Below are 15296 nucleotides of genomic sequence, written 5' to 3'. Positions count from 1 at the left end.
CCGAGACCTTGATCGAAACGACCGGGAGCTGCAATGGGATCTACGCGTCTTCGCGGTTGGCTGCGTCCTCTTGTCGCCACTGCTCGATCAGGCCAAGGCGCATCCGGGTCCACGCGTCGGCTATCTCGGTCAAACGTGGGTACCGCTCCACCAGGACGTGTGCAACGGCTTGCAGCTCCCGGTCGTTCGCGTCGCCGATGCGCACGTAGTGCGAAACAACGCGCAACGCAACCGCGAGGCCAAAATCATCGATGTCCGCGGTGCATTCGCGCAGCGAGAAGGCGTAGCTGCCGTCCGCAAGCGACAGCAGCAACTTCACCATCCCCTCGGCCGCCTCGGTGCCAGGGTGGTGGTTGATCCACTCCAGCGCCTCCCGATAAGGATTTATGGTCATGCCATCTTTCTCCCACGAGCCTTCACCAGCGGCTCGGTTTTTATCTGGAACAGTTCCCAGAATGCCAGATGCATCTGCCGATACCCGGGCGCGCCTGGCTCGGCCTCCCAGTGCTGCCAGCTGCTCAGCGCCGAATGCACCAGAGCCGCGGCTGCCGTCTGGGTCAGTCCGGCCGCTTGGCGTCTGGCGATCACCTGGCTCGGCGTGGGTGCCTTGAGGGCGGACGGCTTCCTGTTGGTGCTCGTCGTCACGCCACCACCTCAGCGTGACGACGCTGTAGGGCCTGTGCCTGCTCCGACGTCGCAACTTCGAAGCGAGGATGGACCTCACCGTCCTCGGTGACCACTTCGAGACGATGCGTCGAGAAAAGGCCGCCAAGCGTCCAATCACACGGTTTCCCATCCGGCTCCCCCCGTGGCGTCGAAGCCCCGCTGAAGCGGCCGACGCACGAGAATCCTAGGTAGCGTTCAATGCTCTCGAAGTCTTCTCCGGCGCCGGCCTCGATCAGGTCGCGGGCCGACTGGACGCATCGGCACATCGGGCAGATGAAGGCGTAGTCCTCGCGCGAGGGCACGCCTTGTGCCTTCAGCGCGATATGGAACTCATCGATCGTCATTCGTTGCATGGGGTCGCCTCAGTGTTCACTGCGTAAAAGGCCTCTAGCCACCGCTCAAGGGTAGTGCGTCGCACCGCTACTCGACGCCAGAAAGAATCAAGCCCTGCTTTCGAATCCCTGCAAAGAAGTTCACCTCGCGTGATGCAGAGTGCTTCCGAGGTGAAGCCGAGCTTGCCCACAATCCTACCGGCGACAATTCGCGGTGAGTCGTGGCATTCCACTCGGATCTTGCCCTTGAAGTGGTAGTAGATACCCCAGTCGTATCCGCCGACCTCTTCCATGGTCATGCGCCCTTGATAGAGCTTCAGAAGCTCATGCAATCGGGCTTTCGTCAGGGGGAGAGTGCGGGCCATCAGGCAACTCCCGACCGGTGCCGCTCGTGCTGGAGCGCCAAGGCAACACCTTCAACTGCTCGATCATGATCGGCACCAAGCAGGCCCCACTTGGCCACAATTTCCTCGGCAATGTCACGGACAGGCCGATCATGATTATCCATCGTGACCTTCGCAACGTCATAGCGCCGGTACTCCGGGGCGTTGTTGGCGTCGATGGCAAGCAGTAGGCCCCCGACAAGATGGGCCGTCCGCTCATCGTTGAAGTCTCCGACCTCATTGTTGCCCATCGGGTGCGTCCCGCTCATCAATGTCAGTCGGTGCTTCATGGCTACCGTGTTGTTCATACCTTCAACCTTCGACGTATTCGAATTCGATCCGTGTCACCAGGCTTTCCGGCGTGCAGCCCTTGTGACTGCCGCAGAAGAACACCACGAATTCGCTGGGCCACCGAAGGGTATGGTGGTCGCCAAACCCTTCCTTCACGCACTCGGCCATGCCGTAGTCGACATCTTCCAGCATGGCCTTCAGTGGTTCCTGTCGCACGTCCACCACGCGGATCGTGTCGATGCGCTCGACGCGTTCACCGGGTTTCAGGCCCATACCCTTCTCGACCGCACACAGGAGGTCACCAGGGCGCAGCTTCAGCCACCCCATGCGACGGGTGACCGTCTTGGTGCGATCACGGATCTGCTGCTTGGTCAGCATGAAGCTCATGTTGCGCATGGCACTTCTACTCCATCATTCCATGCTGCCGAAACAGCTCAATGTCATCAGGGTCCGCGAGCTTTGCGTCACCACCCTGTGCGAACAGGCTTTGCACACCGGCCGTCACGCAGCCTTCTTCACGCAGCAGCGCCGCCACCGCGCAGAAGTAGCCACGGCTCCATCCGCCATGACCCCGTGTGCTCGTGCCCTTCTTCACCTGTTCGATGACGGCGAGGCACCCGTTGCACGTGACCGGCTTCTTGGTTTGCGTCCATCGGATGTCGAGCCGACCGATGTGGCCGCACAGCGTCTCGCTGCTGATCGCGGGCACGCCGGCCGCGTGCACGTTGTGTGCGCCCTCCAGGCCGTCGTCGTCGCGCTTGTGGGTGTACTCGCCGTAGAGGTTCATGACGTAATCCAAACGTCGGCGAGGGCAGCGCGCTCCTTCTCCGCCGCAATGAGGGCGGCCTGCATTTTCTGCTTCCACTTCCTCTCAACTTCAGGACGCATATGCCCCCAGGACGGCCAATGCGCCTTGCACGCTGCGGTAACGATGGAGTCGTGGAACCCTCCGTTGAAAATCAGCGCGTCGACCCTGCGCTGCTGCGCGTTGTCGTCGTCCGGATCTTTAGCCACCATCACCGTGTTCTCCATTGCGATTCATTCTGCCGCCGTCTCAAGCAGTGACAGGAATTCCAGCTCGCCAATGCCATTGAGGTTTTCGATCACTTCATCAAGGGCCTCGATGGCTGCATCAGCACGCTCACCCTTGTCGCTGTCAGCGATCGACTCCGGCATATTGTCGCGGTAGTCCTGTTCGGCATCTCGGATGTCTTCCACTTCCCCACGAATGCCCTCCGCCAGCAGCAAAAGCTGGTCGATTCGGCCCTTCAACACCTCAATCTGCTTGCGTCGTCTTTTGTTCATTGCGTATCTACCGCCAGTAAACCAGCGTGTTGCCAGCCAGCCGGGCTTTCCCGCGAGGTAACTCGACGTCCACGCGACCGTCCCGGCCCATGCCTGCCGTGGCGGTGTCGTAGATCGCCACTGTCGTCAGGTCACCCGGGCTGAAGGTGTCCTCGCGCAGGAGATGCGGCTCGCGCCCAGCATCGATCTGCGTGCCGCTGGCCTCATCCTGGGCGCACAGGCCTGCCAGCGTGGTCACGCGCTCCGGATTGATCCGGCGAGCGGCCACGTAGCCGTCGTACAGCGCATCACCGCCCCGCAGGGCCTGCAGCTGCGCTGCCGTATGAAGCGCGGCATTTCGCGAAGCCAGCGCCGAGGTTCGATAAGCCAATTTGGCCGACAGTGAACGCATGACGATCTCCCAGCGAGGCCCTCTCGCACGAGTACAAAATACATCCATTGGATATATTGTCAAGAGCCCGACGTGCGATTTATTTGAAGACGCTCATCCACCCGGCAAGCCTGGCTATCCAACCGGTGTTCGGACCGCCTCGCAGCACCTGATCGAAGCGGTCCGGCTCATGGAGCAGGGCATACACGGTTCGGTTGTAGACCTCGCCGACACCGGATGGCACGCCGAAACGCTCAGCGGCGAACTTCGCCACAGCGGCGGATCGCCGCTGCCCCGCATGGCAGTGGACGATCAACTCGGAGAGCGCCGCGTTCGCCGCCAAATGATCGAGGAAGGCCAAGATGGGCGAGCAGCGTTCGCGGCAGGGGAACCCCCTGGAGCAGAGGTCTTTGAAATCGCCTCGTGCCGCGGAGCGCTCCAGCATGCTCGCGTCGAATTCGGCATCCATGAACTGGACGCGTAACAGCGCGCCCCAGTGATCCGGAGAGGGTAACTGGGCAGTGCGCCCCGGCTCGGTGATGGAAATCACCGCCGCGGATGCACGGGGCGATTCGACGAGGCACGCAGCCTCGCTCAAATAGACGATTCGTCGGATGCGGTGGGTCACCACGACGTAGCGATGGCGAGGTCGCCATCCGGAGTGCCCTGAGCCTTGAACTCACGATAGAAGCGCGTGCTGTTGGGGATCAGGCGCGACCACGCGCGACCTTGCACGGCGTCCTTCGTCGGAATCACGAAATTACCTATCAAGAGGTAGCGGTCGACGTACCGATCCCAGTCCTGCACGTGCAGGTACAGCGTGAGATCCACGCCGAGCGCCGAGGTATCGGCAATACGGATGATGGTCGCCGCGTTGTCGGGCGGCGTCTCGCTGATCACGACAGCCGGGAGGGGTGAGCGGATCACGAGCTTGCCGAGCGACGGGATCGTTCGGTCGACGCTGACCCTCGCGGGTGCGTCCCGCACCTTGTCGTAATCACCCGGCGTCACGAAGTGCTTGACACCGGGTGCGCAGCCGGACTTGGCATCTTCGAAAATCACTTGTCCCAGCAGAGGCTGCTCTTGCCGCACGCGATGGAAGGCGTGCGCCGCCGCCTGCTGCTTGAAGGAGCGCAGGGCCTCGGCTGGGAGGCTGGCCAGGCGCCAGAGGGGCTGCATGGCGGCCATTGCTTCGTTGACCAGCGACGGCTCCAGGACAGCCTCACCGGCCGTCGTGATGACGCGATGGTCGATGTTGGCCGCACCCTCCCGATGTGCCAGGCGCCAGTACAGCTGCGCGGCAAATTCATGGACGGCGACCGGATCGAATTCGTAGCTGCTCATGCGGTGGCTATTTCCGGCGACGACGGCGCCTTCCGGCTCGCCGAGGATAGCGATCCATCCTCTGCAATGGTGCATTCCCACGCCGGATCGCGAATGTCGATCATGGATGACTCCTTGATGCTTGCTTGGGTCGAGCCTGCTCTTCCATGCCAGGTACATCGCCGAAGATACGGCGGCCGCCCTTCACGCTTACGAGGAAGTCGTCCACCAGCTGCGGTACCGTTTGAGCCACTTCGATTCGGGTCGCTCCGGTGTCTGCTGCTGCTTCGTAACAGAAATAGACACCATCAGTCTTGCGCGACACGACCAGCTCCCACGCGCCAAGATGCTTGATGACGTGATAGACGGTCGGAAACCAGGCCTTCGGCGCACTCAGCACGCGAACCGCGCTCAGGCCGTCCTTGAACAACATCCAGCGAAGGCGCAAGAGTTCGCGAGAGAAGTCCTTCCCAGCGAGAATCTGCACCCACTGCAAGGGAATGAACTCGTTGGACTCATCCGAAGTGATGGTGCGTGCTTCGATGGTGACAACAGGCGCCATCATGCGCGTTTCTCCATCGTGCGGAACGCCTTGCCCAGTTCCTGCAGGAACCGCTCGCACAATGCCACGTCGAACCAGTCATCTGTCCGCAGTTTGCCTTCCAGATCGATCCAGTAGCGGCCTTCGGCCACGGCGTGGATCTTCGCGAGTTCCGTCTGGATGTTGTCGGGGCCCAGTCCACCGGCAAAGCCGACCTGCAGGTGCGTCCTCGGCCGCGCCCAGCGCTCCGGTGAACGTCCAGTACCGCCAGAGCCATCGACCAGCAAGCGGTGGTTGACGGCGAGGCGTGCGCTGGCCAGCGCACGGTTCTTGTCGTTGTGCTGCGTGATGAGGATGGGCACGCGTTTGGCCAGGCCCTGCACTTCGTCCGGATGGACGCCGCCGTTGACCTGCACGCGCCAGGCATTGCCGACCAGGCGAGCCAGCGCGCCGTCGCGTAGCTGTTGGCGCGCGCCGCTGCCGCAGATGTGGATGGCGCAGCGGCCAGGCAGGGCGCCGGAAGCCTTCTGCAGCCATTCCAGCGTGGGGTAGCGGTTCCGGCCTTCCGGCGTCGCCGTGTAGAGCAGGCCGATTTCCAGGTACGGATGCTCATCGGCAAGCTTCACCAGGCGGCCGACGTCCGTGCGTTCGTCGGCGCCGGTCAGCGTGACGGTACTGAGCTTTGTCACGGTACGGGAGGGTTCACGAGTAGAGAGTGCTTGGGTCATGTCAGGCAGCTATTGGCCAACGGGCGATGATGGGTGGCATATCGAATCCTTCGGTGTCGCGGAACATCTCCCCCGACGCCCTCAAGTAGTCCAGAACCTTGTCCACGATCAGCCAGCGACGCTGCAGCCGCTCGGCGGCGAGGGCAGTCTTTCCCCAACCGCCGCAAGGATCGAGGACGAGATCGCCAGGTTCCGTCAGGAACCGAATCCAGAATTCCGGAAGGCGCGTCGGAAATGACGCGCCGTGCATGGGGAGCCCCAGTTCGGTGGCAATGCGGCGCAGCTGCTGCGTGTCGCGACAGCGGTGTCCGAGCGTCATCACGTTGCGGGGAATGCGCCCAGGCGTCGCCTGGCCGAAGGAGCCGTGGCGGATGGTGTAGGCGCCATCGCCGTACTGGGCGTGGCGTTGCTCGCCACCCTTGGCGATCAGCTTCTGATGCTGTTCGGTGTGCGGCTCCAGTACGCGCCGATTGTCGGCGCGTACCCGGCGCGGATCGTTCGTGAACCACAACACGAACTCGAAGGCGCTGTTGAGCTGCACGCGCTCGCGCGAGGCCCAGATCGTCGGGCCGGGTGGCTTGCTGGGGTTGTGCCACACCGACCGATCCATCAGGGACAGGCCCAGGCGATCATGCAGGGCGAGTGTCACGCGTTCCAGGATCAGGGAGCGCGCAGGTGTGCCACTCACAAACACATCCTGGCCCATGTTGAGGCACACCGAGCCGCCAGGCACGAGGTTTCGCATTACCGGCTCGACCAGCGCCACGATGAAGTCCACGAACTCAGCTTCACTCGCGGGGTTGCCATAGTCGCGACTCCTGCTAAGCAAGTATGGCGGGCTGGTGAACAGCAGGTGCACTGGCTCCTGGAGGCCCTTGCGCATGTCTAGGCTGTCGCCCCATACCGCCATACCCAGCCGCGTGCTGAAAGCCAGCAAGCGGACTGAGGCGAGGGGCGTGTGCAGCTTCTTCGCCGGGGCGATCAGCGACCACAGCCCACGTTCACCATCGACGCGCTCGATGAGCCCCATGTGCCGCATGTTCTGTTGCTGCCAGCGCACCGAGCGGTGAAAGAGATTGTGCTGCTCCTGTCGGGAACCCACCTTGTCGCGCTGTTGCCGAGCAGAGGCGGACAGCTGCATGCGATCCGCCACGTGCTCGTACAGTTCGGCATTGGGCACGCGTCCGACGTCGCTGTCGGCGTAAACCGCGGCAACGTGGGTAAACAGGTCGGGCTGCGAGATGGTCATGCCGCGGCCAGCTCACCGAACAGGGAGGGTTGCGGAAGCGCCCAGTGACCCCGGCGGTTCGAGACGGCGATGATCTGCAGGGTCTGCCGGATCTTCGACTGCCAGAACTTGTTCGGCGTCGGCCGGTGACCCTCCACCTCGCGGTAGATCTGGTCAAGCGTGCCTGCGCCGCCAAGGGCTTCGAGCGCGGCGCGCGTGACCGCGGCCCATACCGACCGCTCACCCTTCTGAAGCAGCTCGCGGTAGCGTCGCTGCAACAGCGACACGGCATGCTGTTCGCCGAACAACGCGAAATTGAAGAGCTTGCCGCTGACGCCCTTTGTCAGCACCGCCCACAACAGCGGGTAGGGCAGGCGGCCAAAGATATTGCGAGGCAGGAGATCTTGCCGAATCGACCATCGTTCGGCGAGCCTCGCCACCGTGGCGGACGTATGCAGGATGTACGCCGGCAGGATGAAGCCTACACGGCCATCTTCCGGCAACACTTCCCAGGCGCGATCGAGGATTTCCAGCACCGTACTCTGCTTGAAGGGCGGGTTGCCGACGATCGCTGTAGGCTGGAACGGCAGATCCACGGTGCGGAAGTCGCCCACGATGACGGGGCGGCCCGAGTTCGCCCGGGCGAAGCGTGCCATCTCCGGGTCGATCTCCACGCCCATCGCTGGCACGCCCGCCGGGAAGGCACGAAGGAAGGAGCCACGCCCGCACGTCGGCTCGACATAACCTTCTTCGCGCGCAAAGTCACGCGCGACCAGTTCGAGCGTCACCCAGTCGGGCGTCATATGCTGGCCCAACTCCACTTGCCTGTTCATGCCGTTGCCCCCTTGGGCTCCATGCCGCGGTTGGGCTCAACCATCTCGACGTAAGCGGCCATGACGGCGACGACGCCGAAGCCGTCGCTATCGATCGCCTTCGCGAGTTGGATAGCCGCTTGCAGGGTTGGCAGGTGCTTGCTATCGGCGACCTTGGTGATTGCCGACTGCCACGGAGCAATTCTCTCGGGGTACTGCTCACCCCAGAGCGAACGCATGGTGTCGCGCATGTGGTACAGCTGCGTCGTCAGCTGGACAGCCTTCACGAGGTCAGCCATGGGCTACCTCCGGATAAGCGTCGTGCAGCACGCCATCAATCAGGCGACCCGCCAGGCGCTTGCCAAGGCGGAAAACGTGTGCGCTGGCTCCGACGCTCTTGGGCTGTGCGGCCTCACCCATCGTGGAGGAGCCGTCCGGCTCCACCCAGCCACCTTCGCGGCTGTGTTCGTAGCAATCGTTGAGGTCGATGTCGGCTTGTCCGGCCGATACATACTCACCCCACTGCTTGAAGAAGAAGGGCGTCTCGGCTCCGTCTTCGGCGCATTGGTTGCGCAGCGATCGCGCCCAGTCCGGGTGCATGGGACGCGCTTTAGGACCGGACTCGCCGCCAGCGACAACCCAGTCGATGGTTTTCATGTCCGAGTGATTGGTGAAGCCGCCACGCGGCGCGCCGAGAGCTGCGCTGGGACCGCAGGCAAGATACCCCTCCGCGTTCCAGTACCCGCCGCGCAATACGTCGACGCGATGCCCATCCTTGTCGGGCCACGCGACGCTGGTGAGGTCCACGGGGCCCAGTAGAGGCTCGCAAGACAGCCAGCGCACCGAGGCAGGGGTCTGGAGCAGCGCCGGAATGCGTTCGTCCGCAGCGGCTTGGTTCTCGACGCTGACGCCCAGCCAGACATTCGGTAGCGGCCAGGGCATGGCTGCGTTGTTGTTCAACGGGAGCCGTTTGAACTCACGCGGGAAAGCCCGTGCCGGGCGATCGACCAGCAAGCGGATGTAGCCTTCCGTCCATCCCTCCGGTCGCCTTTCCTCCATGTACCGGTACATGCGGTCCGCTCGCTTGGTCAGGATCTGGAACGTGTGCTGTGGTGCCATGGCCATGACGGCGAAGATCTGATCGATCCACGCGTCCGGTACGGATTCGTGAAACAGGTCAGACATGGAGTTGACGAAGATCCGTCGCGGACGCTTCCAGCGAAGCGGCTGCGTCAGCACCTCCGGCACCAGGCGAACGGTTCCATTCCAGCCGCGGGTGCTGGGGTGGATCAAGCCTTCGTAGGGTTGCCCCTCGCCAGCGAAGCGGGCTGCCACACGCTCGGCGTAGCAGCGCTGGCAACCTGCCGACACGCGCGAACAACCGCGCAGCGGGTTCCACGTCGCTTCCGTCCATTCGATGGCGCTGTGGTCAGCCATTGGCGATCTCCTTCACTGGCGTGCTTTCGATGTACTCGGCCAACAGACGGCGTGCGAGGGAGATATGTGTCCAGCACGCCGTGGTCACCGGCACCACCGGTGTCTTGTGCAATTCGGTGTGAGCCACTTGGAGGGCTGCGAAAGCCATTTCGATGCGGCGGTCAGCCATAACGCCTCCCGCTGCGTGGTACGCCGATCCACTCGGCGAAGCTGTACCCAGGATCAGCGTCCAGCCACTCGCGGTACCGCTTCTGTGAACGCGTCAGCTTTGGTTCGGGCGGCGGCGAGGGGCTATGCAAGCGGACATACGCATAGCCCGCTTTCGTCACTCGGAAGAGGTCATCGCCACCGGTGATCGCATTGCCTGGAGTGCGCGTCATCAGTCCACCGGCCACGAGCTTCATGCAGGCCGGGTGATCGCCGGACCCTTCGCCAGTGACGAAGTGATTGCGATCACTGTAGCGCCCGCGTCGACCGTACTTATCGGCACCGATTGAGTGCTGCAGGATGTGAAGTTGAGCAGTGGTCAAGAAGCCGTCGATCGTCGTGGCGCTGGCGAGAGCACTCGACGTATCGATGGGCGTGGGCTGATGAGTCATCATGCCGAGACTCCTGCCGCCGTGGCCTGGTCGACCACCATGTGCATCAGCCGATAGGTTTCCCGGCACACGTCGTGCCCGGAAAGCGATCGCCAGTCCGGGCATTCCCGATCCATCGTGCCGCAGATCGACGCCCACTGCGCTACCAGCGCGGCCCACGTGGGCGACACCTGCGGCATCACAGCGTTGAACCGTTCCGCGAATGACGGCACCGCCTCCAACAGCAGGCGGCATCGCCGCAAGTCGGCCGGATCATGCGGAAAGTCGGCCGGCATGAGCGAGCCAGGAAGCGATTTGTGCGGGGCGAGCTTGATGCCTGTCAGCCAGGCGAAGATGGCGGCCGACGAAGCGCCCACCTCACCGGCTACAGCCCAGTCCTGCGCCGCCGGTTCAAGATCCGCCAACTCCGGTGGACGCGCCGCCTTCAGCGTCTGGACACGTACGCGACCCAGAAGCGCCTCGACAGCTGCCGCAGAGCCATACGCGAAAGTCGCCCCTACCATGCGAGCCAGGTCTGGAGATAGCACGTCGTCCGTCGACCCATCCCGGCTGAGGTCCCGCAGTTGGTTCATCGACAGCGAGCCGAACACCAGCGTGCAGCCGTCACGTGTTTCAACGCGGGCATTGGCCGACACGGCATTCCGCCCCAATAGCATCGAGTTCATACACCCCCCTTGTTGTTCGATCGCCGCCGAAGCACATCGAGCGCCTGCGGCCAGTGGAAGCCGTCCACGAACCGCAGCAGGGTTCCTTTGAACCGCTCGCAGTTCGCCTTGTGAGGCCTGTCATCGCACAGGAAGTCACCCTCATCACCCAGCAGGCCCTTGTCGTGAGTGATGATCAGCCGGCACTTCAACTCCGGCAGGTGCTCGAACACCCACGCCGCCTTGTCGCTGTATGCGTGAGGAACGCCTGTGGGCGGCTTTGTGGCCAGCCACACCTCGTAGCCCATGCCGATCAGACTGCGCACAGCTGCAATCGCGCCGTCGATCGCCGGCATCTGAAGGTAGGCGCCCGGCATGGCCTTCACCTGATCGCCCGTCAGCCCGCGCTCGTCGCGGAACTTGTCGAAGTCCACGATCACGCCATCCATATCCACAAATACACGGTTCATCGGTACATCCTTCAAGCCGCGATGCGGTGGTACAGGTCGATCAGATCCGCAGCGTTGGCCCGTACCAGTGCGGCCGCCACCTGGCGGCAGACGCTGTTGCCAATCAGCTTCACCTGATCCGTCTTCGTGATAGGTCGCCATTCCTCCTGACCCGTGGCCGGGTTGAAGAAGAGGCCGCGGTCAAGGATGTAGTCGGGGCGGAAGCCCTGCGCGCGTTTCAGCTCCTTCGGCTGCAACATGCGCAGGGTGATGTCGACCAGAACGTGGTCACCCACCAGCACCAGATCGGCCGAGTCCGGAAAGTGTTCGGGAAGCCAGCGGCGCAGGAAATCGGCGCAGCGCTTGGCCTTGACCATCAGCTCGGGCGGGAGCAGATCGGCGGGTACCTGCACCACCTGCACCAAGCCCATGCGCCCCTTCGTCGGCAGCGTGTGCATGGGCTCATCGAGCCCCTGCAGTTGCCCGCCATCGCGGTAATACTTCACCAGGTAGGCACTCACCAGGCGCTGCTGGCTGCCGCTGCCGACGATGGTGCTGACCGGTTCACGCAGGCTGCGGCCGGCGCCGTCGTAGAAGCCGCCGTTCGCCTGCTCCAGGAACATCGACGCCATGCCGAGCGCATGTGCGGCGCCCGCCGGGCGCGCCATGTCACCACCTGCAGTGACGGTAGGCATGGGTCCATCCATAGCATGGCCAATGCTGTCGCCGCGGAACTTCACGATGTGGCTTGCGGCCAGAGCATGATGACCGCCGGTTGCCACTGTCGGCGTCGGCGACATCATCGAGGCGCCACTGTGTCCCGTGGTGTTGGTCACCAGATGGGCAGCGGCGAGCGCGAAGTGGCCGCCCTTCACCTGGGCCACCTGTGTTCGCAGGGCCTCGTCGACGCGGAACGTGCGCTGGCTGCTGGCGTTCGCGAACTCGGTGAGAATCGGCGCCACCACCGATCCGCTTTGCGGAACGATGAAAGGCTTCGGCGCCGTGAGCACATGACGCCAGCAGCCGCGGGCGATGCGTCGCTGACTGGCGTCGGCCAGCGGCTTGCGGCGTTCGAAGATGCTCTTGCCGAGATCAGTGAAGTCGATGCACTCGGCGGCCCAGCGCCAGCGTTTCTCCGGCGTGGGCGCTTGCTTGAAGGCTTCTACTTCCGGCCAGACGATCGGTCGGCCATCGCAACGCATGACGCCGTACAGGCGTTTGCGGATCGTCGGGGTCTTGTAGTTGGCTGCGACCAGCTCGCGGAAGTCAGCCTTGTAGCCCAGGCCGCGCACCAGCGCCGCTTTCGGTACATGGGCGCCGATCGCAGCAAGGATCTCGGGCATGTCGGGATGGTCGGCTGGCAGTCCGGTGGTCATGACGGCTCGGAATGCCTCGAAGGTACGTCCGCGAAGCGCCTTGAGAGGCATGTCGTCGGCACCCAACGGACCCCATTCACGAAACTCCTCGACGTTCTCCATGAAGATCATGCGTGGGCGTGTGGCATAGGCCCACCGCACCATGACCCACGCCAGGCCGCGAATCTTGCGGCTACGGGGCTTTCGTCCCGCAGCTTTCGAATGGTGGCGGCAATCGGGACTGCTCCAAAGTAGGCCTACTGGTTGGCCGCCGGTGGCTTCAAGAGGGTCTACCTCGAACACGTCCGCCATGTAGTGGCGCGTGTTCGGGTGATTGGCTTTGTGCACGGCGATCGCAATGGGATTGTGGTTCACCGCGACATCGGGCGCCCGATATTCATCCTCGATGCCTGCGCTCGCACCACCGGCGCCCGCGAACAGGTCGACAACCAACTCATGCCCGAAATCGAAACTACGGTTGCCGTCGGCCATCGTCAGCCCTCCCTAGCTTTGCTGCTGTGCCCAGGCAAGCCACGGATCGTGCAACCAGCCGACTTGCCTCCCATGGCCCTGGAGTGGTGCTGGCAATCCGGCGACGTGAACAAGAAGGTCACCGGTTGACCTGATGGAGCCATTTCCAAATCGTGCAGGGGCACGGGAAGGAATGGGATCACGTGTGTCTCGATCATTGGTGCCTCGATGTTCCAGTAGGAAACGGTTGGACGGGGCTGCTCGGTTGCCTCGGACTCGATGGATGAGTCTTTCAGCGCAAAGAAGGGCGAGGCCTGCATGGTGCGACTATACGCGCATGCAAAGAAACACCAATCTGACAGCGCGATTGTCCGCTGTTAGAAACGTATCGTCAAGTCTTTTTGACGTTGCCGGTAGCGCCCTGCAACATCCATCGCCCGAGGGGTGTTTCTGCTCGCGGTTTTTCCGCTTCCCTTCTCTGTCAAACCGGGCAGGAGGAGGCGCACGGTGGGCAACGCGAAGCGTTGTCCACGGAGTGCCGACAGGTCGGTGGATAACCCACGGATCGCGCGTAGCGCGACCATCCACGGGCGCGATAGCGCCGGTGGGTGGGTGGGTTATCCACCGAGGGGCGAAGCCCAGCTACTTGTATAGAGATACTTGTATTTCTATTAACTACTTGGGGCGGAGTGGCTATGCCTGAAAGACCCGGATTAGTCGGTCATCTTAGTGTTTCAGCGTGGTGTCCAGATTAGTGTTTTAGCGCACTTATTTATTAGTGTTTCAGCGTGGATAACTCGCGCTGAAACACTAATACCTTCTGCAATTCATGGACTTGGAACACAAAAACCGACATTAGCGTTTCAGCGTGGATAACTCTGGCCATCCCCAGGCTTATCCACAGAGTGGCGACGTCGTTGCCTGTAGCCGACCGGGCATCCACCCTGATTGCCCGTGGCCGTACACCTCTCGGGCAAATGCATGTAGCGCGATGGGCACACCCGCAGTCGTGTACGCCCGCGCGACGGAGGCACAACGCCTGGTCGAGTGCGGGGACATCAGCGAATGCACGTTTTTGAGCGGCGGCGCCTTCGCGCTCGCGAGGTCGGCGAGGTGCCTGAGAGTTCGTGTTTCGAAGGGAGTCTTCAGGCGCGTGATGCAGTGGCCAACCGGATCACGCAGAGGGCTTTGCGACGTTGCCAACCGCCAATCGGCTGGGCGTATCCCTCACCATTTCACTGCAAGCCTGGGGCGTTGGTCTGGATGTTCTCCGAGCCAGTTCCTGAAGGCTCCCTTCGAAACACGAACGGCATCACATGCACACGCGGCGTCAAGTGCGCTTGGCGATGTGCGTGGGGCTTGGAAGTAGGGTCAGCTTGTTTGCGTCGTGGGCGACTTTGGCCTGTGGCCAGGCTGCACTGACGACGCGCAGTTGTTTCAGGAAGTTGTACTTGAAGGCGGCCAGGCCGTTCGGATCATCTGAATAGTTGGCGCCGAACTGCCACTTAAGCTGGGTCCACGTAATGGGCGTGGGACGTGTGATCGCGTTGTATCGGTAGGTCAGCCAGATGTAGATGTCGATCGCGAGCGGTGAACGCAACGCGTGCACGATATCCATCTGGATCGGCACCGCATGATCACAGCATTCCTTGAAGAACTCGGCCGAGAGGTCGAGCCAGCTGTTCCACGGCATCCGTTGTTCCGGATCGTGGGGATTCCAGAGCAGCATGCCTCGGCTGGTGAGGTTCACGTTCTGCCAGTGGAATTCGGAGCCCGGCGTGCCGACCAGTGTGATGTGGGAGGTGAAGAGCCTCGTTGCCTGATCCTTCAAGCGCGTCATGTCGCCGCGGTGGCCGCCCGATGAGGTGAGTCCCAGCTTGTTCGCGAATTCGGCCTGGGAGCGGCCAAGGTAGATCCGCGGCTCCTCGGTGCGTTTCGCCTCGGTGCATAAGAACGCAGTCATCACACGCGGGATCTTGCCGTAAGGCAGACCGATATCCGGATCGACGAGGATGGTAGTCGTGTGCGTATTGGACTTGCGCTTGAAGAACGCCCCCTCGATCTCCGAATGCGGCAGGGAGGCATAGATGCAGGCGGTGGCGATGAACCCCTTGTTGGGGTCGTAGCCCTCGCGCTGCTCCAGCTCCATCGACAGCTCGAAGAGGTCGCGCTCCTGGTTCGTGCGGGGGCGCTCCTGCCAGTTGACGGCAGGGCGGCCGCGCGGACGGGTCAGCGGCGTGACGTTGCTGGGTGCCTGGGGGCCGATGGCTGTGGCCGGGAGCTGGTCCGGCGCACCGCCGAACAGATCGCCGGATGGGCGAGGTGTCGCGCGCTCGTCGGTGTCCACGGATACCCCCTTCAT

Annotated in this window: 24 protein-coding genes; all 24 read right to left on the bottom strand. The window is 62.9% G+C overall.

Going from position 1 to position 15296, the window contains the following annotated elements:
• Positions 1-40: 40 nt before the first annotated feature.
• A complete protein-coding gene (locus AC3WP6_RS16125) occupies positions 41-394 on the bottom strand; it encodes a hypothetical protein (RefSeq protein WP_492628746.1) in 354 nt (117 codons plus the stop codon).
• The gene (locus AC3WP6_RS16120; protein ID WP_492628745.1) at positions 391-645 is read right to left on the bottom strand and encodes a helix-turn-helix domain-containing protein; all 255 of its coding nucleotides are present in this window, start codon (positions 643-645) and stop codon (positions 391-393) included. Before AC3WP6_RS16120 ends, AC3WP6_RS16125 begins: the two co-directional genes overlap by 4 nt.
• The gene (locus AC3WP6_RS16115; RefSeq protein ID WP_492628744.1) at positions 642-1019 is read right to left on the bottom strand and encodes a VVA0879 family protein; all 378 of its coding nucleotides are present in this window, start codon (positions 1017-1019) and stop codon (positions 642-644) included. Before AC3WP6_RS16115 ends, AC3WP6_RS16120 begins: the two co-directional genes overlap by 4 nt.
• Positions 1007-1363, bottom strand: coding sequence for a hypothetical protein (locus tag AC3WP6_RS16110; protein WP_492628743.1), 357 nt, complete (start codon positions 1361-1363; stop codon positions 1007-1009). The genes AC3WP6_RS16115 and AC3WP6_RS16110 overlap by 13 nt, the downstream gene beginning before the upstream one ends.
• Positions 1363-1689, bottom strand: coding sequence for a hypothetical protein (locus tag AC3WP6_RS16105; RefSeq protein ID WP_492628742.1), 327 nt, complete (start codon positions 1687-1689; stop codon positions 1363-1365). The genes AC3WP6_RS16110 and AC3WP6_RS16105 overlap by 1 nt, the downstream gene beginning before the upstream one ends.
• Before the next feature lie 4 nt (positions 1690-1693).
• The gene (locus tag AC3WP6_RS16100) at positions 1694-2068 is read right to left on the bottom strand and encodes a hypothetical protein (protein ID WP_492628741.1); all 375 of its coding nucleotides are present in this window, start codon (positions 2066-2068) and stop codon (positions 1694-1696) included.
• Positions 2069-2075: 7 nt separating this feature from the next.
• Positions 2076-2459 (bottom strand): hypothetical protein, encoded by a 384-nt coding sequence (locus AC3WP6_RS16095; protein ID WP_492628740.1) that lies wholly within the window; start codon positions 2457-2459, stop codon positions 2076-2078.
• Positions 2456-2704, bottom strand: coding sequence for a hypothetical protein (locus AC3WP6_RS16090; protein WP_492628739.1), 249 nt, complete (start codon positions 2702-2704; stop codon positions 2456-2458). The genes AC3WP6_RS16095 and AC3WP6_RS16090 overlap by 4 nt, the downstream gene beginning before the upstream one ends.
• 6 nt (positions 2705-2710) lie before the next feature.
• Complete coding sequence (locus AC3WP6_RS16085; RefSeq protein ID WP_492628738.1) at positions 2711-2977, bottom strand: hypothetical protein; 267 nt, start codon at positions 2975-2977, stop codon at positions 2711-2713.
• Positions 2978-2984: 7 nt separating this feature from the next.
• Entirely contained in the window at positions 2985-3368 is a 384-nt protein-coding gene (locus AC3WP6_RS16080; protein ID WP_492628737.1) for a hypothetical protein, read from the bottom strand.
• A 79-nt stretch (positions 3369-3447) separates the two neighbouring features.
• Positions 3448-3975, bottom strand: coding sequence for a hypothetical protein (locus AC3WP6_RS16075; RefSeq protein ID WP_492628736.1), 528 nt, complete (start codon positions 3973-3975; stop codon positions 3448-3450).
• The gene (locus tag AC3WP6_RS16070) at positions 3972-4691 is read right to left on the bottom strand and encodes a hypothetical protein (protein WP_492628735.1); all 720 of its coding nucleotides are present in this window, start codon (positions 4689-4691) and stop codon (positions 3972-3974) included. The genes AC3WP6_RS16075 and AC3WP6_RS16070 overlap by 4 nt, the downstream gene beginning before the upstream one ends.
• A gap of 100 nt (positions 4692-4791) precedes the next feature.
• Entirely contained in the window at positions 4792-5235 is a 444-nt protein-coding gene (locus AC3WP6_RS16065; RefSeq protein WP_492628734.1) for a hypothetical protein, read from the bottom strand.
• The gene (locus AC3WP6_RS16060) at positions 5232-5900 is read right to left on the bottom strand and encodes a beta/alpha barrel domain-containing protein (RefSeq protein ID WP_492628733.1); all 669 of its coding nucleotides are present in this window, start codon (positions 5898-5900) and stop codon (positions 5232-5234) included. The genes AC3WP6_RS16065 and AC3WP6_RS16060 overlap by 4 nt, the downstream gene beginning before the upstream one ends.
• 40 nt (positions 5901-5940) lie before the next feature.
• Positions 5941-7188: a DNA methyltransferase gene (locus AC3WP6_RS16055; protein ID WP_492628732.1), complete on the bottom strand. Its 1248-nt coding sequence runs from the start codon at positions 7186-7188 to the stop codon at positions 5941-5943.
• Positions 7185-8000, bottom strand: a complete 816-nt coding sequence (locus AC3WP6_RS16050) for a class I SAM-dependent methyltransferase (protein ID WP_492628731.1) — start codon at positions 7998-8000, stop codon at positions 7185-7187. Before AC3WP6_RS16050 ends, AC3WP6_RS16055 begins: the two co-directional genes overlap by 4 nt.
• A complete protein-coding gene (locus AC3WP6_RS16045; RefSeq protein WP_492628730.1) occupies positions 7997-8278 on the bottom strand; it encodes a hypothetical protein in 282 nt (93 codons plus the stop codon). The genes AC3WP6_RS16050 and AC3WP6_RS16045 overlap by 4 nt, the downstream gene beginning before the upstream one ends.
• Positions 8271-9416, bottom strand: a complete 1146-nt coding sequence (locus AC3WP6_RS16040) for a DUF5131 family protein (RefSeq protein ID WP_492628729.1) — start codon at positions 9414-9416, stop codon at positions 8271-8273. The genes AC3WP6_RS16045 and AC3WP6_RS16040 overlap by 8 nt, the downstream gene beginning before the upstream one ends.
• Entirely contained in the window at positions 9409-9585 is a 177-nt protein-coding gene (locus AC3WP6_RS16035; RefSeq protein WP_492628728.1) for a hypothetical protein, read from the bottom strand. Before AC3WP6_RS16035 ends, AC3WP6_RS16040 begins: the two co-directional genes overlap by 8 nt.
• Entirely contained in the window at positions 9578-10018 is a 441-nt protein-coding gene (locus tag AC3WP6_RS16030; RefSeq protein ID WP_492628727.1) for a hypothetical protein, read from the bottom strand. Before AC3WP6_RS16030 ends, AC3WP6_RS16035 begins: the two co-directional genes overlap by 8 nt.
• Positions 10015-10680 (bottom strand): hypothetical protein, encoded by a 666-nt coding sequence (locus AC3WP6_RS16025; RefSeq protein WP_492628726.1) that lies wholly within the window; start codon positions 10678-10680, stop codon positions 10015-10017. The genes AC3WP6_RS16030 and AC3WP6_RS16025 overlap by 4 nt, the downstream gene beginning before the upstream one ends.
• Complete coding sequence (locus tag AC3WP6_RS16020) at positions 10677-11129, bottom strand: 5' nucleotidase, NT5C type (protein WP_492628725.1); 453 nt, start codon at positions 11127-11129, stop codon at positions 10677-10679. Before AC3WP6_RS16020 ends, AC3WP6_RS16025 begins: the two co-directional genes overlap by 4 nt.
• A gap of 11 nt (positions 11130-11140) precedes the next feature.
• A complete protein-coding gene (locus AC3WP6_RS16015; protein ID WP_492628724.1) occupies positions 11141-12955 on the bottom strand; it encodes a DNA cytosine methyltransferase in 1815 nt (604 codons plus the stop codon).
• 1309 nt (positions 12956-14264) lie between these two features.
• The coding region (locus AC3WP6_RS16010; RefSeq protein ID WP_492628723.1) for a replication protein RepA at positions 14265-15296 on the bottom strand (1032 nt) is incomplete at its 5' end.

It is taken from the genome of Rhodanobacter sp. FW106-HT46G03 (assembly GCF_058789895.1).
This window is presented reverse-complemented; position numbering and strand designations above follow the sequence as displayed.

Bases quoted from the DNA above. Each gene is read 5' to 3' on its own strand.
- AC3WP6_RS16040 (WP_492628729.1), bottom strand. From the start codon at position 9,416: ATGGCTGACCACAGCGCCATCGAATGGACGGAAGCGACGTGGAACCCG.
- AC3WP6_RS16090 (WP_492628739.1), bottom strand. From the start codon at position 2,704: ATGGAGAACACGGTGATGGTGGCTAAAGATCCGGACGACGACAACGCG.
- AC3WP6_RS16080 (WP_492628737.1), bottom strand. From the start codon at position 3,368: ATGCGTTCACTGTCGGCCAAATTGGCTTATCGAACCTCGGCGCTGGCT.
- AC3WP6_RS16030 (WP_492628727.1), bottom strand. From the start codon at position 10,018: ATGATGACTCATCAGCCCACGCCCATCGATACGTCGAGTGCTCTCGCC.
- AC3WP6_RS16045 (WP_492628730.1), bottom strand. From the start codon at position 8,278: ATGGCTGACCTCGTGAAGGCTGTCCAGCTGACGACGCAGCTGTACCAC.
- AC3WP6_RS16115 (WP_492628744.1), bottom strand. From the start codon at position 1,019: ATGCAACGAATGACGATCGATGAGTTCCATATCGCGCTGAAGGCACAA.
- AC3WP6_RS16025 (WP_492628726.1), bottom strand. From the start codon at position 10,680: ATGAACTCGATGCTATTGGGGCGGAATGCCGTGTCGGCCAATGCCCGC.
- AC3WP6_RS16095 (WP_492628740.1), bottom strand. From the start codon at position 2,459: ATGAACCTCTACGGCGAGTACACCCACAAGCGCGACGACGACGGCCTG.
- AC3WP6_RS16055 (WP_492628732.1), bottom strand. From the start codon at position 7,188: ATGACCATCTCGCAGCCCGACCTGTTTACCCACGTTGCCGCGGTTTAC.
- AC3WP6_RS16100 (WP_492628741.1), bottom strand. From the start codon at position 2,068: ATGCGCAACATGAGCTTCATGCTGACCAAGCAGCAGATCCGTGATCGC.
- AC3WP6_RS16105 (WP_492628742.1), bottom strand. From the start codon at position 1,689: ATGAACAACACGGTAGCCATGAAGCACCGACTGACATTGATGAGCGGG.
- AC3WP6_RS16110 (WP_492628743.1), bottom strand. From the start codon at position 1,363: ATGGCCCGCACTCTCCCCCTGACGAAAGCCCGATTGCATGAGCTTCTG.
- AC3WP6_RS16035 (WP_492628728.1), bottom strand. From the start codon at position 9,585: ATGGCTGACCGCCGCATCGAAATGGCTTTCGCAGCCCTCCAAGTGGCT.
- AC3WP6_RS16050 (WP_492628731.1), bottom strand. From the start codon at position 8,000: ATGAACAGGCAAGTGGAGTTGGGCCAGCATATGACGCCCGACTGGGTG.
- AC3WP6_RS16065 (WP_492628734.1), bottom strand. From the start codon at position 5,235: ATGATGGCGCCTGTTGTCACCATCGAAGCACGCACCATCACTTCGGAT.
- AC3WP6_RS16070 (WP_492628735.1), bottom strand. From the start codon at position 4,691: ATGAGCAGCTACGAATTCGATCCGGTCGCCGTCCATGAATTTGCCGCG.
- AC3WP6_RS16015 (WP_492628724.1), bottom strand. From the start codon at position 12,955: ATGGCCGACGGCAACCGTAGTTTCGATTTCGGGCATGAGTTGGTTGTC.
- AC3WP6_RS16085 (WP_492628738.1), bottom strand. From the start codon at position 2,977: ATGAACAAAAGACGACGCAAGCAGATTGAGGTGTTGAAGGGCCGAATC.
- AC3WP6_RS16125 (WP_492628746.1), bottom strand. From the start codon at position 394: ATGACCATAAATCCTTATCGGGAGGCGCTGGAGTGGATCAACCACCAC.
- AC3WP6_RS16020 (WP_492628725.1), bottom strand. From the start codon at position 11,129: ATGAACCGTGTATTTGTGGATATGGATGGCGTGATCGTGGACTTCGAC.